The 15,558-nt window shown below is 75.3% G+C and carries 11 protein-coding genes; 6 read left to right on the top strand and 5 right to left on the bottom strand.

From position 1 onward, the window contains the following. Positions 1 to 41: 41 nt before the first annotated feature. Both O7599_RS35570 and O7599_RS35575 read left to right on the top strand, forming a co-directional pair. The gene (locus tag O7599_RS35570) at positions 42 to 884 is read left to right on the top strand and encodes an endonuclease/exonuclease/phosphatase family protein (protein ID WP_281619729.1); all 843 of its coding nucleotides are present in this window, start codon (positions 42 to 44) and stop codon (positions 882 to 884) included. Between the two features lie 117 nt (positions 885 to 1,001). Continuing rightward, the gene (locus tag O7599_RS35575) at positions 1,002 to 1,241 is read left to right on the top strand and encodes a DUF397 domain-containing protein (RefSeq protein WP_027757485.1); all 240 of its coding nucleotides are present in this window, start codon (positions 1,002 to 1,004) and stop codon (positions 1,239 to 1,241) included. Between the two features lie 63 nt (positions 1,242 to 1,304). On the opposite strand, the gene O7599_RS35580 is transcribed toward O7599_RS35575, so the two are convergent. Beyond that, entirely contained in the window at positions 1,305 to 2,012 is a 708-nt protein-coding gene (locus O7599_RS35580; protein WP_281623651.1) for a leucine-rich repeat domain-containing protein, read from the bottom strand. An 8-nt stretch (positions 2,013 to 2,020) separates the two neighbouring features. Then, positions 2,021 to 2,803 carry a maleylpyruvate isomerase family mycothiol-dependent enzyme gene (locus tag O7599_RS35585; RefSeq protein WP_281619730.1) on the bottom strand — a complete coding sequence of 261 codons (783 nt, stop codon included), beginning with the start codon at positions 2,801 to 2,803 and terminating at the stop codon, positions 2,021 to 2,023. A 140-nt stretch (positions 2,804 to 2,943) separates the two neighbouring features. Here O7599_RS35585 and O7599_RS35590 point away from each other — a divergent pair, with 140 nt between their 5' ends. After that, on the top strand, positions 2,944 to 3,447 hold the full coding sequence (locus tag O7599_RS35590) for a hypothetical protein (RefSeq protein ID WP_281619731.1): 504 nt from the start codon (positions 2,944 to 2,946) through the stop codon (positions 3,445 to 3,447). Positions 3,448 to 3,488: 41 nt separating this feature from the next. Here O7599_RS35590 and O7599_RS35595 read toward each other — a convergent pair whose 3' ends face one another. After that, positions 3,489 to 5,399 (bottom strand): N-acetylmuramoyl-L-alanine amidase, encoded by a 1,911-nt coding sequence (locus tag O7599_RS35595; RefSeq protein WP_281619732.1) that lies wholly within the window; start codon positions 5,397 to 5,399, stop codon positions 3,489 to 3,491. A gap of 167 nt (positions 5,400 to 5,566) precedes the next feature. Beyond that, the gene (locus O7599_RS35600) at positions 5,567 to 6,688 is read right to left on the bottom strand and encodes an aminoglycoside phosphotransferase family protein (RefSeq protein WP_281619733.1); all 1,122 of its coding nucleotides are present in this window, start codon (positions 6,686 to 6,688) and stop codon (positions 5,567 to 5,569) included. A gap of 309 nt (positions 6,689 to 6,997) precedes the next feature. Between O7599_RS35600 and O7599_RS35605 the strand changes: the two genes are divergently transcribed. Next, on the top strand, positions 6,998 to 8,485 hold the full coding sequence (locus O7599_RS35605) for a hypothetical protein (RefSeq protein WP_281619734.1): 1,488 nt from the start codon (positions 6,998 to 7,000) through the stop codon (positions 8,483 to 8,485). Between the two features lie 91 nt (positions 8,486 to 8,576). Here the strand turns inward: O7599_RS35605 and O7599_RS35610 are convergent, their stop codons facing one another. Next, positions 8,577 to 10,025 carry a SpoIIE family protein phosphatase gene (locus O7599_RS35610; protein WP_281619735.1) on the bottom strand — a complete coding sequence of 483 codons (1,449 nt, stop codon included), beginning with the start codon at positions 10,023 to 10,025 and terminating at the stop codon, positions 8,577 to 8,579. Between the two features lie 287 nt (positions 10,026 to 10,312). Between O7599_RS35610 and O7599_RS35615 the strand changes: the two genes are divergently transcribed. Together O7599_RS35615 and O7599_RS35620 are read left to right on the top strand one after the other, a co-directional pair. Continuing rightward, a complete protein-coding gene (locus tag O7599_RS35615) occupies positions 10,313 to 11,731 on the top strand; it encodes a HEAT repeat domain-containing protein (protein ID WP_281619736.1) in 1,419 nt (472 codons plus the stop codon). Between the two features lie 50 nt (positions 11,732 to 11,781). Continuing rightward, the gene (locus tag O7599_RS35620) at positions 11,782 to 15,426 is read left to right on the top strand and encodes a hydantoinase B/oxoprolinase family protein (protein ID WP_281619737.1); all 3,645 of its coding nucleotides are present in this window, start codon (positions 11,782 to 11,784) and stop codon (positions 15,424 to 15,426) included. The last annotated feature ends 132 nt before the right edge of the window (positions 15,427 to 15,558 follow it).

A 15,558-nucleotide genomic window follows, 5' to 3' on the forward strand; every position in this document is an offset into this window, starting at 1 on the left:
CCTCTGATCGGAAAGCAGGCCCGTGGTAGGGATACGAACGCATGATCCGCGTCATGACCTGGAATCTCTGGTGGCGCTTCGGGCCGTGGCAGGAGCGGAGCAAGGCCATCCTCCAGATCCTCCGCGACGAGCGCCCGGACGTCGTCGGGCTGCAGGAGGTCTGGGGCCGGGACCGGGACAACCTCGCCGGGTGGCTCGCGAGCGAGCTGGGCATGCACTGGGCCTGGGCGCCCTCGCCGGAGCCCGGGCGGTGGCAGCGGCGTATCGACGATCCCGCGGTCGACGTCGGCAACGCCGTGCTGAGCCGCTGGCCGATCACGGAGCAGGAGACCGTCGTGCTGCCCGCGGGTGAGGAGGAACCGGACGGCCAGCAGGCGCTGTACGCGCGCGTGGCCGCGCCCGGCGGCGTGACGGTGCCGTTCTTCACCACCCACCTCATCTCCTATCCCCACGCCTCCGCCACCCGCTGCGCCCAGGTCTCCGCGCTCGCCCGGTTCGTCCACGAGCGGCGCGGCGACGGGGACTTCCCGCCCGTGGTCACCGGCGACTTCAACGCCGAGCCCGACTCCGACGAGATGCGGCTGCTCTGCGGCACGAAGACCGCGCCCGTCGTCCGCGGGCAGGTCTTCCTCGACACCTGGCGCTACGCCCATCCGACCGCCGTCGGCGCGACGTGGGACCTGGCCAACCCCTATGCCGCACGGACCCTGGAGTGGCACTCGCGGATCGACTACGTGCTGGTGGGGCCGCCCGGTCCGGCGGGGGAGGGGCACGTGCGGGGCGTGCGGCGGGCGGGGGACGGCGCGGTCGAGGGAGTGTGGGCGTCGGACCACTGCGGGGTCGTCGCCGACCTGGCCACGGACGCCGGCGGACGCGGGGCCTGAACCACCCCGCCGCACCGCCCGCCACCACCCTTCCCGGTCCCTCTATCGTGGCCTGTTCCGTCGCCCGCCGTCCTGGATACCCTGGCTGCGGACGACGCTCACCGGGAGGAGCAGGACGTGGCCAACAGCACCACTCAGCAGCCGGCGGCGGGCAGCGGGAAACCGCAGCTCGATCTGACAGGCGCCACGTGGCAGTCGAGCAGCCAGGGGGTGGGAGACGTCGAGATCGCGTTCGTGGAGGGCTACATCGCCATGCGCGACGGGCGCAACCCGGAAGGGCCCGCGCTGATCTTCACCCCGGGGGAGTGGCGTGCCTTCGTCCTCGGCGCCCGTGACGGGGAGTTCGACCTGACCTGACCCGTCACCCCGGCCCGTCCGGCACATCCGCCGCATCCGTCACCGCGGCCGCGGCCCGGCGGGTCACGCCAGCACGGCGCAGCCCCGCTCGCGCAGCGCGACGAGCGGGGCTTCGGTGCCTGCGACCTCGTTCCAGCGCAGATCCAGTTTCTCGAGCGCGGGCAGGTGCGCCAGCCACGGCGGGACGTCGCGGATCGCGTTGGCCCGCAGATCGAGGCGGCGCAGCAGCGGCAGCCCGGCCACGGCGGCGGGCACGGCCCGCAGCGCGTTCTCGCGCAGCTCCAGCTCGCGCAGGTCGCGCAGGTCCGCCGCCGAGTCGGGCAGTTCCGTGAGCGCGTTGCCGCGCAGCCACAGCTCGCGCAGGCGGGACAGCCGCCCGATCGACTCCGGCAGCCCGGTCAGCCCGCAGTGCTGCGCGCGCAGCTCCAGCAGGCCCGCCATGTCGCCGAGCTCCTCGGGCAGGGCGGCGAGGGGGTTCTCGCCGACGTTGAGGTAGCTCAGCGTGCGCAGCCGGCCGAGCGCGGCGGGAAGCCGGGTCAGCCGGTTGTCGTGCAGGTACAGGCAGCGGGTCAGGGCGGGCAGCGACCCGATGGCCTCCGGCACCGCGGCGAGCGCGTTGTGCCCGAGGTCCAGGGTGTGCAGCCGGGTCAGGGCGGCGATGTCGTCCGGGACGTGCGTCAGCTCGTTGCCGGCCAGGACGAGCACTTCCGCGCCCGTCTCGCGCCACACCTCCGGCGGTACGGCGGTGAGGCCGGACCGCCGGAGGTGCACCGCCCGGGTCACGGCCAGGGGCCCAGTTCGGGCAGCCGTCCGTCGAGCCGCTGGTGCGGCTGGCGGCCCGCAAGCCATGCGGCGAGGTCCGTGAGCCGGCCCCTGACCACCGGCGCGCGGCCGGCGGTGTCTTCACCGCTGCCCGCACCGCCGTCGTCACCGCTGTGTTCACCGCCGGGCTCGCCGCCGTCGGCGCGGACATCCCCGGCGCCGAACGTGTGGCGTACGCGCCCGTCCGATTCGACCAGCGTGAGCCCCGCGGGCGCCCGCGGGGCGAGGAACTCGAAGAGGTGCAGGCACAGCTCGCGCGGCCAGGCCGCCGAGCAGGTCGCCAGGTTCGCGTCCGCGGTGTGCACTTCCAGCTCGCGCCACCAGCAGTGCAGGGCGCCCAGCAGGTCGCCGTCGCGATAGCGCACCGGGCGGTCCCAGTCCGTGTCTCCCACCGACCCCCAGACGGTCTCCGCGTCCGCCAGGGTGGCCGTGACCGCCGCGGTCAACTCCGCGGCGCTTCGTACCGCACCGGCCTCGATACCCGCGTCGCGGGCCGGCCGGCCGCCGTCGTACACCTCGATCAGCTCGCCCTTCAGGGCGTACCGCGCCTGGCGGGTGAGCGCCCGGCCGATGCCTTCGATGTGCGACAGCACGTGTGCGCGTGTCCAGCCCGGCAGTCTGGACGATCCGCGCGCTTTCTCTTCGGTGAGCTCTGCCAGCGCGATGCGCAGCCGTTCGTGCCCGTCCAGCACGTACGCCCACACCTCCGGTCCCCGCAGCAGGCCCCCGGCCAGCGCCATCCGACCCCTCCTCTGTCGTCGACGGAGAGACCTTACTCGCGCGGCGGCCTCCGTACGCCTCTTCCGGCAATGCCGGATCGGCAGTACGGCGCAGACCGCCCCGGGGACCGGTGGTGCCGGGGGACCCGTACGATTGGTGCATGGCATTTCTCCGCCGCCGCAGCAGCGCCGCCAAGCCCGCGGGCCCGGACTTCGACGTCCTGGCCATGGACCCGGGCGACTGGCCCGGCGACCTCGGCGCCGGCCTGCTGCCCGGGCCGGACGGGAGCTGCCAGGGGGTCTTTCTGCGGTACGACCTGTTCGGCGGCCGGGGCCCCGCGATGATCATCGGCAACCTGCCGGAGGGCTCGCCCGCGCGGGACGTGCCCGAGGGGCAGCCGCCCTTCGAGGTGGCGCAACTGCTGCTGGCGCTGGAGCACGAGGAGCCGGTGACCGTCACCGAGGTCGAGGACGCGCCCGTGATGCAGGGCGACAATCTGCTGATCGTGCGCCGCCTCAAGCTCTCCGAGAGCCGCGTCGCCTGCGTGCAGTTCGACCGCAGCGACAACGTGCTCGTCACCATCGCGGCCTGGGACCGGCCGATCTCCGAGGATCTGTACGCGCTGCTCAAGCCGCTGCCCGCGGAGCTGTTCCAGCAGGGCTGAAACCCCGCCCCCGACCGGCAACGCGCGTGCACGGCGCGCACCTACACGTGCGGCCGGCCGACGCGCCCCGGCCGCGTCACGGTCACCTCGGCCGCCTTCACGTACCCGAGCCGGTGGCCCACCTGGATCTGGTGCCACAGGGTGCGGTCCCGGATCACGCGGCTCGCGGCGCCGGTCCCGTCGGTGAGGCCGGGGGCGTGGAAGTACTCGCCGGGCATGGTGTCGCCGACGACGTAGCGCTGGCCAGGACGCAGCTCGTACGGCAGGGGACGCGGCCGCTTCGGCTCGATGCCCGCCGGGTACGCGGACGCCTCGGGAAGCGCGAGGCCGTACACCCGCACCGGTCCGGCGCCCGGGCGCGGGGTGAGCGTGGCGCCGTCGTCCTCGAACGCGGTGGGGGCGGCGGCGGGGTTGTGGAACCACGCCCTGCGGCCCAGGTACCAGATCGCCGTCCAGTCGCCGCGGCGGCCGGCGACGGCGAACCGCTGGCCGGTGGAGGCGCGCGCTCCGGTGTCGTTGACGCCGGTGGAGGAGGGAGCGTCGCCGTGCAGCCCGGCGTCGCGGACCAGCGGGGCGTCCGGCGCGGGGCGGGTGCGCAGGCGGACGGCGCCGGAGCCGTGGGGCGGGCAGGCGGCGTCGTTCGCGCAGGCGGTGTAGGCGGGGCGGTGCGAGGCGTAGTCGGGGCGGATCGTCACGATCCGGCCGTCGGCGTGCGCGGCCGGCTTCAGCGGGGCGCCGAGCAGGTCGAAGTAGTGCGCCCAGTCCCAGTACGGGCCGGGGTCGGTGTGCATGTCCGGGACGTGTGCGGGGTCGGGGGCGGGGACGTTGTCGTGGCCGATGACGTGCTGCCGGTCGAGCGGCACGTCGTACTCGTGCGCCAGGTAGCGCACGAGCCGCGCCGAGGACCGGTACATCGCCTCGGTGAACCAGGCGTCCGGCTCGGTCAGCCGCGCCTCGTGCTCCAGGCCGATCGACTGCGCGTTGACCTGCCAGTTGCCCGCGTGCCAGGCGACGTCACCGGTGCGTACGTGCTGGGCGACGTGGCCGTCCGAGGAGCGCAGGGTGTAGTGCCAGGAGACGAACTCGGGGTCCTGCACGGCCTGGACGGAACCGTCGTAGCCGCCCTCGGTGTCGTGCACGACGATGTAGCGGATGCGCTGGTCGTGGGGGCGGCGCGCCTTGTCGTGGTTGCCGTAGTCGGGTTCGCCGTCCTTCCCCTCGAAGACCTCGTACGGCGCGGGCAGCCACTCGCAGGCCAGCTCGCGGGGGCACAGGGTCCCGTCGGCGGCGGCCCGGTGGGCGGCCGGGGCCGCGTCGGTGCCGGCGGCGGGTGTACCGGCGGCCGGCGTACGGGCGCTGGCGTCGGCCGGGAGCGTGACCGTCTCGCCGGAGTCCGTGGTACGCCGCGCGCCCGCCCGCAGCACCGCGTACACCTCGTCCGCGAACACCCGCGCCGTCGCGGCGTCCGGCGCCTGCGCGTACGCCGCCACGGCCGGGTACCAGCCGGCCGCACCGCCGTGCGGCTCCGCGCCCAGCCGGCGGCCGTGGTCGGCGAGCAGCGCCGCGCCGCCGTGCACGTTGGCCTCCGGGTCGCCGCGCAGCCGGGCCGCCGGGATCCCCGACAGCCGTGCCGCGCGCTGCACCGTCTGCGTGCCCTCCCCGCCGCCCGAACCCTTCGCCGCACGCAGGTCCGTCAGATGCATCGGCCCGTAACCCCCGGCCACGCTCGGCGCACCGGCGTGCGCGTCCCACCGCGACTCCAGATACGCCACCCCCAGCAGCACGCTCTCCGGCACCCCGTAGCGCCGCGCGGCCTCGGCGAACGACGCCTGGAGCGACGCCCCGGCCCCGGATTCCCCACCGCCCGCGGCGGGCGACCCGGCGGCGAGCAGCGGAAGCAGGACGGCGGTGGCGGCGATGGCGGCGGCGCGGCGCGCGAGGCGTCCTGGCACGGGGTCCTCCGGTGCGTAGGCAAGTGATCACCCAGCACTATCGGCCGACCTGACAGTACGTCAATCATCTCGGTGGCGAGTCGCCGCACGTCAGGCCGTTTGCGCGGGCCCCTGGGAGGGGGTGGGGTGGCGGGGTGGCGGTGTCACGGCCCGCCACCCCGCCGGACTCACCGCGTGCCGACAGCCGCCCGCACCGCGCGGCGGGCCATCTGCACGTCGTCGTGGAGCCGGCGCAGCAGCAGCCGGTGCTCCTCCCCTGCGGTCATCCCGCTGTGCACCCCGACGGGCGGCGCGGGGTCCTTCATCGCGCGCTGCACGGCCGCCTCGTACGTACGGACCTCCCGTACCAGCACGAGCATCAGGTTGATCAGGAACCCGTCACGGTGAACCGTTCCGCCCGCCTGTGCGAGCTGGCTGATCTGCCGCCGGGCGGGCGAGCCCTCGCCGAGCACCGCCCAGAGCGTCGCCAGGTCGTACCCCGGGAGGTACCAGCCGGCCTGCTCCCAGTCGACGAGGACCGGGCCCGCGGGGGACAGCAGCACGTTCGACAGCAGCGCGTCGCCGTGGCAGAACTGCACCTGCCCGGGGCCGATGCCGTGCAGCAGCGTCTGCAGGTCACCCATGTCGCGGTCGGTGAGCAGCCCCAGTTCGTGGTACCGGCCGAGCTGTGTCCCGTAGTCGAGCGGCGCGCCGAACGCGCCGGCGGGGGGCCGCCACATCCCGATCCGCACCAGCGCCGCGAGCGTCGCGCGCACGTCGGCGTGCGGCGGGACCTCCAGCGGGTGGCGCTGGAGCGCCGCGGCGCGGCCGGGGGTGCGCTCGATGACGAGCGTGCAGTTCTCCGGGTCTGCGGCGATGAGCCGCGGCACCCGCACGGGCGGGCGGGCCCGGACGAACGTGCGATAGGCCGCTATTTCCTGCTGGAGCTTCTCCGCCCGCGCGGCCGACTGGTCGACCGGGCACTTGGCCACCGCCGTGGTCCGGCCCGCGGAGCCGACCAGCAGCACCGTGCGGCTGCTGCGGCGCAGCACCTGCACGGGGTGGAAGTCGGGGACGACGCGGTGCACCGAGTCGACGGCCGCGCGCAACAGCGCCCCCTGCGGGCCGGTCAGGTCGAGCCGGCCGCTGACGGGGCGGCGTGCGGTGGCGGGAAGCTGTCGCAGGCGTGCCCCGGCGGCCGGTGCGCGGCCCGGGTCGAGGAACGGCGCGCCGCCGGCCGCGGTCCGGTGCGGGGCCGGGGGGTGTCCCGTACGGACGGGTGCGGACACGGATGCCGATGCTGCGTACATGGGCGAGACAGATCCCTTCAGGCACGGGCCGGTTGCGCGCCGCCCCGGCCACCGGACGCCGCCGTACCCTCCTGTCGCTCGTCCGGGTGACCGGCTGGGGGTCCGGTCCCCCGGCGCCGAACTCGGGAGAGGTGGGCGGTGGTGCCGCTGGCATGTGCCCCGCTTTCCGGGGCCGGTTGGCGCAGTCATAGCCCACACCGCTATACGGGTGGCACACCATCTGGCGCACCCTGGCGAACCCTGGCGAATGCTCGCCGGGCCCTGGGCCCGTCGCTACTGTCAAGTGAGCCGAGACCCTGGGGGCTTGACGTGAGCAAGGGACCCAACACCAGGCTCGCCGACCTGTTCGGGATGACGGGCTGGTCGAAGGGCGAGCTGGCGAGGCTGGTCAACCGGCAGGCGGCGGCCACCGGCCACCCCCAGCTCGCGACCGACACCTCGCGGGTGCGGCGCTGGATCGAGATGGGCGAGATCCCGCGCGAGCCGGTGCCCAAGGTGCTGGCGGCCCTGCTCACCGAGCGACTCGGCCGTGTCGTGACCACCGAGGATCTCGGGTTCGAACGGGCCGCAGGGCCCGGCAGGGTCAGGCGGCAGTCCGACGACGCACTGCCCTGGGCGCCCGAGCGAACGGCCGAGGTCCTCACGGAATTCACGGGAATGGACCTCATGCTCAATCGACGCGGCCTGGTGGGCGCGGGAACGGCGCTCGCGGCCGGCTCCGCCCTGACCAGTTCCCTGCACGAGTGGCTGCACTCCGACCCCGCCGCCCCGGGCGCCCCCGCCCCGGGCACCCCCGCGGGGGGCGGCACCGCCTCCGCGGAACCGGCCCGCTTCGGCAGGTACGAGGCGACGCCGGTCGGCGCCCAGGAAGTCGAGGCGCTGGAGCGTTCCGTGGAGGTGTTCCGCGCCTGGGACGCCGAACGCGGTGGCGGGCTGCAGCGCAAGGCCGTCGTCGGCCAGCTCAACGAGGTCGGCGGCATGCTCGCCTACCGGCACCCGGAACCGCTGCAGAGCCGGCTGTGGGGCGTCGCGGCGAACCTCGCCGTGCTGGCCGGCTGGATGTCCCACGACGTGGGCCTGGAGCCCACCGCCCAGCGGTATTTCGTCATCGCGGCGCACGCCGCGCGCGAGGGCGGCGACCGGCCCCGCGCCGCGGAGGCGCTGTCGCGCGCCGCCCGGCAGATGATCCACCTGGGCCGCCCCGACGACGCGCTGGAGCTGATCGGGCTGGCCAAGTCGGGCACCGGGGCGGGGGCCCACCTGCGTACCCGCTCGATGCTGTACACCATCGAGGCGTGGGCGCAGGCGGCGAAGGGCCGGACGGGGGCGGTGCAGCGCACCCTGGGCGAGGCGGAGGACCTCTTCGCCGCCGACGGCGAAGGCGCCGCGGCGCCCACCTGGATGCAGCTCTTCGACGAGGCGGACCTGCACGGCATGCAGGCGCTGGCGTACCGCACGCTCGCCGAGCACGACGCCTCCGCGGCGCGCCGCGCGCGCACACACGGGGAGCTGGCGCTCGCCAGGCGGCCGGAGGGGCGTCAGCGCTCCCAGATCCTCGACTACGTGTCCCTGGCCGCGACCGGCTTTCTCGCCGGCGACCCGGACCGGGGCGAGGGCTACGCCCGGCTCGCGCTGGAGCGCATCGGCGAGAACTCCTCGCACCGCACCTGGGACCGGTTACGGGAGACGTACCGGCTGACCGCGCCGTACGCGGACGACGCCGCCGTGAAGGCGCTGCGCGAGGAGATGAGGGACACGCTGGCGAGCGCGCCGAAGGCGCGCACGGGCCCCATCTGACGGCGGCCTCGCACCGCTGCGCCGTGCACGGGGCGAGGACGCCGTACGGGGACGGGTGGGGAGACGGGCTGAGCCGCCGCGGTGCGGCGGCTCAGCCCGTCACCTTCGCCACGAGCACGCACGCCTCGTCCCCGCGGCGCCCGCCGCCGAACTCCTCGACGACGGCGCGCAGGCAGTCCTGCGCGGCGGGTGCGGCGGCGAACCGCGGGGCGAGCGCGAGCAGCCGCTCGCGGGTCGGCTCCGGGCTGCGGGCGCCGAGGCCCGCGGTGTGCAGCAGAAGCAGGTCGCCGGCCCGTAACACCTCGCTGACCTGCGTGTACGACGCGTCCGCGGTGGCGCCGAGCAGCACGCCGTCGGGGGCGGTCAGGGCGTGGCCCGCGCCGTCGCGGAACAGCAGGGGCGGGGTGTGCGCGGCCCGGGCCCAGCGCAGCGTGCGCGCCACCGGGTCGTAGCGGCAGCAGACCGCGCCGACGAGCACCGGCTGTGCGGAGACCTCCAGCAACTCGTTGACCCGGGCGAGGAGCGCGGCCGGGTCCGCGCCGCCCAGCGCCATGCCGCGCAGGGCGCCGAGGAGCATCGTCATCCCGGCGGCGGCCGGGACACCGCGGCCGGCGACGTCACCGACGCCGAGCAGGGTGGTGCCACCGGGCAGCGGCAGGGCGTCGTACCAGACACCCCTGACGGGGGTGTCGGCGGCGGCCGGAAAGTGATGCCCGGCCACGGTCAGCGCGGCCGGATCGCCCGCCGGCAGGTGCACGGCGCCGCGCCACGGGGGCAGCACCGACTCGTGCAGTTCCCGGGCGATGCGGCGCTCGGCGTGCGCGAAGTGCCGCTCGCGCTGGAGCGCGGACTCCGACTCCCGCACCGCCTGCCGGCTGCGGCGCAGCTCGGTGACGTCGCGTACGACCGTCCACATCGACTCGGTCGCCCCGCCCGCGTCGAGGACGGGCTCGCCGACGACGTGCAGGGTGCGCGGGGCGCCGTCCGGGCGGCGGATGCGGAACTCGCCGTCGATCGGCTTGCCGTCGACCAGGCAGTCCGTGACCATCGCGGTCAGCCGCGGCTGGTCGGCGGGGTCGAACCAGGAGGGCAGGTCGTCCAGCGACAGCGGGCCGTCCCCCGGGTCCCTGCCGAAGATGTCGAAGAGGTCGTCCGACCAGTCGACCTCGTCAGAAAGCAGATGCCACTCGGCGCTGCCGACACGGGCATGCGGCCGGTCCCGCGGGTCCGCGGCGGCCTCCGCGCGGCGGCCCGTCCCCTCTCTGTCGCGGTCCCCTTCGACCGGGTGACCCTCGCGCAACTGCCCGAGCTGGAGGGTCAGGGAGTCGAGCTGCCGCGCCGCGAGGTCGCACAGGGCCCGCTGCCAGCGCAGCTCGGCCTCCTCGGCGTCGCCCGCGGCGGCGACCGTCTCCCGCCGTACGGCCTCCAGGCTGCCGCGCAGCCGGGCGATCTGCGCCAGCAGCGTGGCCACGGGGCTGCGCTCGGGCTGCCGCGGTGCGTGCGGGTCCGCGGCGCTGGGGAGTCGTGCGGCGGCGGCCATGGCGTGATCTCCGATACCTTCCGGCCCGGGCTCCGGCGTCGCCGCCGGTCTGCTGTTCGCCGTTACGACTGTGGCACAGGCGGCGACGCTGCGTAAGGAGTTTCGCGAGACCCGAGCAGATGCGTGCGGCATATGCCCACCGGCCGGTTCACGACCGCACTTCACCCCGTCACCGCACTCCAGTAAGCTGCCGCGGCAATGGAGCCGGCAGCCGGTCGGTGGCCCGGTCTGTCCGTTCCGCGGAAAATTCCGTTGCCAGCGGTCCCACCACCCCGGATGCTGACGTCATGTTCGAGCCAGCCATAGCGCCCAGCGGCACCCTCCTCGGCCTCCTCCAGCGAGGCCGGGGCGACGGGACCCTGCACGCACTCGCCGCGCCCAGGGCCGAAGCCCTCCAGGCGCTGTACAGGTGCGTGCTCGACGACCCACGGCACGACTGGCAGGTGGAGAACCGCTCGCTCTATTACGCCCGGCTCTGCCTGGAGCTGGACGCCCCCGTGGACGCCCTCGCCGACCACCTCTTCGCCCCCGACGACGTGCTGCGCCCCGACGAGCAGCGCACCGGGCTCACCCTCTCCGTCCTCGGCCACCTCGCCTCGTACGGCCGTGACGACGCCCTGCGGCTCCTCCGCCGCTACGCCGCCGCCGGCGGCTGCTGGCAGTGGGCCCTGGACGAACTGGCGCTGCGCGACGACGACGCCGGGCTGTGCGCCCTCGCGCCGCACGTGCTGGCCCGCTTCCCGCGCACCCCCGAGGGCGACCGCGAGCTGGCCGAGGAGATGCGCGGCGCGTTCGAGCCGCGGCCCTGGCGGCTGTGGGCCGAGGACCCCGAGCTGGGCGCGCGCGTGCGCGCGGCCCGGGAGCAGGGGAGTTTCGACCGCTGGCAGCGCCAGCTCCGCTCCCGCGGCCCGCGGCCCGGCTGGAGCGTCACCGAGATCCTTGAGTGGGCGCAGAACGGCCTGGAGCAGTACCCGGCGCAGCCGCGGCACGCCGCCGCGGCCCGCTGCCTCGCCGCCGTCGCCGGTCCCGAGGACCGGCCGGAACTGCTCGCCGCGGCCCGCGCCGGCGGCGACGGTGCCCGGGCCGCGGCCCTCGCGCACCTCGCGGCGACCGGCGACCCCGAGACGTACGACCTCATCGAAGCCGCCGCCTGCGCGCCCTCCGAGACCCTCGCCGAGGCCGCGCTCGCCACCTTCGGCAGGATGTGCTCCACCGCCGCGCTCGGCACCGCCCGCCGCTGGGCGTCCCGCGAGGACGCGCTCGGCACCGCCGCCGGCGTCATGCTCGCCCGCCGCGGCGCCGCGCGCGACGCCCGTGCCGTACGGGCCGTGCTGCTGCGGTGCGTACGCGACGAGGGCCCGGACGCGCCGGAGTTGTGCGATCTGGTCGCCGGCGCCGGCCGGCTGGCCATCGCCTCCGCCGCCCCCGTGCTGCGGCACATCTACCGCGAGACGGGCAGCTCGCAGCTCCGCGGCGTCACCGCCCGCGCGCTGGCCGCCACCGACCCGTCCTTCCCCGCCTCCTTCGCCGTCGAGTGCCTGTGGGACTGCGAGGACGCCACCCGCGAGATCGGCGCCCGGCACGCCGAGACCGCCGACGCGCGCGTCGTCGCCCGGCTGCGCAGCCTGGCCGCCGACCCGGCCGAGGACGGTGACGTGCAGAGCACCGTGCGCACCCGCATCACCCCGGACGGCGCCGCGGGCTGACTCCCGTCACGGGTCCTTCACGTACGGTCGCGGACTGCGACAATGAGCGCATGACAGGGCGCTGGCAGTTCTGGGTCGACCGCGGCGGCACGTTCACCGACATCGTGGGCAGACGGCCGGACGGCACTCTCGTCGCCCGCAAGCTGCTCTCGCACGACCCGGGCCGGTACGGCGCCCACGACGACGCGGCGGTCGCGGGCGTGCGGCTGCTGCTCGGCCTCGGCCCGGACGAGCCGGTGCCAGGGGAGCGCGTCGAGGTGGTCAAGATGGGCACCACCGTCGCCACCAACGCCCTCCTCGAACGCAAGGGCGAGCCCACGGTGCTCGTCGTCACCGAGGGGTTCCGGGACGCGCTGCGGATCGCGTACCAGAACCGGCCGCTGCTCTTCGAGCGCCGCATCCTCAAGCCGGAGGCGCTGTACGAGCGGGTGATCGAGGTCCCCGAACGCGTCGGCGCGCACGGCGAGGTCGTGCGCGCCCCGGATCTCGGCGCCGCGCGCGCGGCGCTGGCGGACGCGTACCGCGACGGGTACCGCAGCGCGGCCGTCGTCCTCGTGCACGGCTACCGCTACGCGGCGCACGAGCGGGCCGTCGCCGAGGAGGCCCGCCGGGCCGGCTTCACACAGATCAGTTGCGGCCACGAGGTCAGCCCGCTGATGAAGCTCGTCCCGCGCGGCGACACCACCGTCGTCGACGCCTATCTCTCGCCGATCCTGCGCCGCTACGTCGACCGCGTCGCGGCCGAACTGCCCGGCATCCGGCTGCAGTTCATGCAGTCCAACGGCGGCCTGCGGGAGGCCACCCACTTCCGCGGCAAGGACGCCGTGCTCTCCGGGCCCGCCGGCGGCGTCGTCGGCATGGTCCGCTCCTCCGCGGAGGCCGGCCACGACCGCGTCATCGGCTTCGACATGGGCGGCACGTCCACCGACGTCTCGCACTACGCCGGCGAGTTCGAGCGAGACTTCGACACGCGGGTGGCGGGCGTACGGATGCGCGCGCCGATGCTCAGCATCCACACGGTGGCCGCCGGCGGCGGCTCCGTCCTGCACTTCGACGGCCGCCGCTACCGCGTCGGCCCCGACTCCGCCGGCGCCGTCCCCGGCCCCGCCTGCTACCGCCGGGGCGGGCCGCTGACCGTCACCGACGCCAACGTCATGCTCGGCCGCGTCCAGCCCCGCCACTTCCCGGCCGTCTTCGGTCCCGGGGGCGACCAGCCGCTCGACGACGAGGCGGTGCGGCGGGCGTTCACCGAGCTGGCCGAGACCTCCGCCGCGGCCACCGGCGACCGGCGCTCCCCGGAGGAGGTCGCGGCCGGGTTCTTCGACATCGCCGTGCTCAACATGGCCAACGCGGTCAAGAAGATCTCCGTGCAGCGCGGCCACGACGTCACCCGCTACGCGCTCACCAGCTTCGGCGGCGCCGGCGGCCAGCACGCCTGCGCCGTCGCCGACGTGCTCGGCATCTCCACCGTCGTCGTGCCGCCGCACCCCGGGGTGCTCTCCGCGTACGGCATCGGGGTGGCCGCGGCGACGGCCATGCGCGAGCAGGCCGTGGAGGCCGAGCTGACCGGGGCGTCGATGCCGCGGATCCGGCAGGTCTGCGCGGAGCTGGCCGAGCGGACCGCCGCGGACCTTACGGACGAGGGCATTCCGGCGGATGCCGTGGACACGGCGGCGCGGGTGCACCTGCGGTACGCGGGCACCGACTCGGCGATCGCCGTGCCGCTGGCGGACGAGGCGCAGATGCGGGCGGAGTTCACCGCGGTGCACCACAGGCGGTTCGCGTTCACGATGGACAAGCCGATCGTCGCCGAGGCCGCGTCCGTCGAGGCCGCCGCCGAGCAGGCCGCGACCACGCGGGAGGAGGTCGGCGGGGCGGCCCGCGCCGGGGGCGCGCCCGAACCCGCCGACCGGGTGCGGATCTTCGCCGACGGGCAGTGGCGCGAGGCCGGGCTGTACCAGCGCGCGGAGCTGCGCGCCGACGACGCCGTCACCGGTCCCGCGATCCTCGCCGAGGAGGGCTCCACCACCGTCGTCGACCCCGGCTGGCAGGCCGCCGTGCACCACCGCGGCCACCTCACGCTCACCCGCGTCCGCCCCCGGCCCGCGACGCAGGCGGTCGGCACGGGCGTCGACCCCGTGATGCTGGAGGTCTTCAACAGCCTCTTCATGGCCATCGCCGAACAGATGGGCGTACGGCTGGAGAGCACCGCGCACTCCGTCAACATCAAGGAGCGGCTCGACTTCTCCTGCGCCCTCTTCGACGCCGAGGGCAACCTGATCTCCAACGCCCCGCACATGCCCGTACACCTGGGATCGATGGGCGAGTCCATCAAGGAGGTGCTGCGGCGCAACCGGGACACCGCCCACGGGCTGCGGCCGGGCGACGTGTACGCCATCAACGACCCGTACCACGGCGGCACGCACCTGCCCGACGTCACCGTGGTCACCCCCGTCTTCGACACTGTGACATCAGCGGCTGGCGCCGCGGGGGGGAAGGAACTGCTCTTCCTCGTCGCCTCCCGCGGCCACCACGCCGAGATCGGCGGCATCACCCCCGGCTCCATGCCCGCGTTCAGCCGCACCATCCAGGAGGAGGGCATCCTCTTCGACAACTGGCTGCTCGTCCGCGACGGGCGGCTGCGCGAGGCCGAGACGCGCCGGCTGCTGACCTCCGGCCCGTACCCCTCCCGCGCGCCCGACGCCAACCTCGCCGACCTGCGCGCCCAGATCGCCGCCAACAACAAGGGCATCGACGAACTGCACCGCATGATCGGCATGTTCGGCCTCGACGTGGTCCGCGCCTACATGGGGCACGTGCAGGACAACGCCGAGGAGTCCGTGCGCCGCGTCATCGCCGCCCTCGGGGACGGCGCGTACCGCTACGAGACCGACGCGGGGGCGGCCGTCGAGGTCGCCGTCCGCGTCGACCGCGACGCGCGCAGCGCCGTCGTCGACTTCACCGGCACCTCCCCGCAGCAGCCCGGGAACGCCAACGCGCCGAGCTCGGTCGTCATGGCCGCCGTGCTCTACGTCTTCCGCACCCTCGTGGCCGAGGACATCCCCCTCAACAGCGGCTGCCTGAAGCCCCTGGACGTGCGCATCCCGCCCGGCTCGATGCTCGCGCCGGAGTTCCCCGCCGCCACCGTCGCGGGGAACGTCGAGACCTCCCAGGCCGTGACGGGCGCGCTGTACGCGGCCCTCGGCGTGCAGGCCGAGGGCTCCGGGACGATGAACAACGTCACCTTCGGCAACGACAAGGCGCAGTACTACGAAACCGTCGCCTCCGGCTCCGGCGCGGGCGACGGCTTCGCCGGCGCGGACGTCGTGCAGACCCACATGACCAACTCCCGCCTCACCGACCCCGAGGTGCTGGAGTGGCGCTACCCGGTGCGCGTCGAGGAGTTCGCCGTACGCGCCGGCAGCGGCGGCGGGGGCCGCTGGGCCGGCGGGTGCGGCGCGGTGCGGCGCATCCGGTTCCTGGAGCCGATGACGGTGACGCTGCTGACCGGGCACCGGCGGGTGGCGCCCTACGGGATGGCCGGCGGCGCACCGGGTGCGCTCGGGCGCAACGCGATGGAGCGGGCCGACGGCACGGTGGAGCCCCTGGAGGGGTGCGACACCGCCGAGGCGGGGGCGGGGGACGTGCTGGTGGTCGAGACGCCGGGCGGCGGCGGGTACGGCGTGCCGGAGTGAACGGGGGCGCGGCCCGCTCCGGGACAGCCGCGCGGACGCGCGTGGCGCTACGCGGCCCGCACCCGGCAGTTGAGTCCCTCCGCCGGCCGGCGTCCGGCCCCAGCCACCACTGCGCGCCCTCGGCCCGTCGCC

The organism is Streptomyces sp. WMMC500 (assembly GCF_027497195.1).
Classification (GTDB): Bacteria; Actinomycetota; Actinomycetes; order Streptomycetales; family Streptomycetaceae; genus Streptomyces.

Bases quoted from the DNA above. Each gene is read 5' to 3' on its own strand.
- O7599_RS35620 (WP_281619737.1), top strand. From the start codon at position 11,782: ATGACAGGGCGCTGGCAGTTCTGGGTCGACCGCGGCGGCACGTTCACC.
- O7599_RS35570 (WP_281619729.1), top strand. From the start codon at position 42: ATGATCCGCGTCATGACCTGGAATCTCTGGTGGCGCTTCGGGCCGTGG.
- O7599_RS35585 (WP_281619730.1), bottom strand. From the start codon at position 2,803: ATGGCGCTGGCCGGGGGCCTGCTGCGGGGACCGGAGGTGTGGGCGTAC.
- O7599_RS35590 (WP_281619731.1), top strand. From the start codon at position 2,944: ATGGCATTTCTCCGCCGCCGCAGCAGCGCCGCCAAGCCCGCGGGCCCG.
- O7599_RS35615 (WP_281619736.1), top strand. From the start codon at position 10,313: ATGTTCGAGCCAGCCATAGCGCCCAGCGGCACCCTCCTCGGCCTCCTC.
- O7599_RS35610 (WP_281619735.1), bottom strand. From the start codon at position 10,025: ATGGCCGCCGCCGCACGACTCCCCAGCGCCGCGGACCCGCACGCACCG.
- O7599_RS35600 (WP_281619733.1), bottom strand. From the start codon at position 6,688: ATGTACGCAGCATCGGCATCCGTGTCCGCACCCGTCCGTACGGGACAC.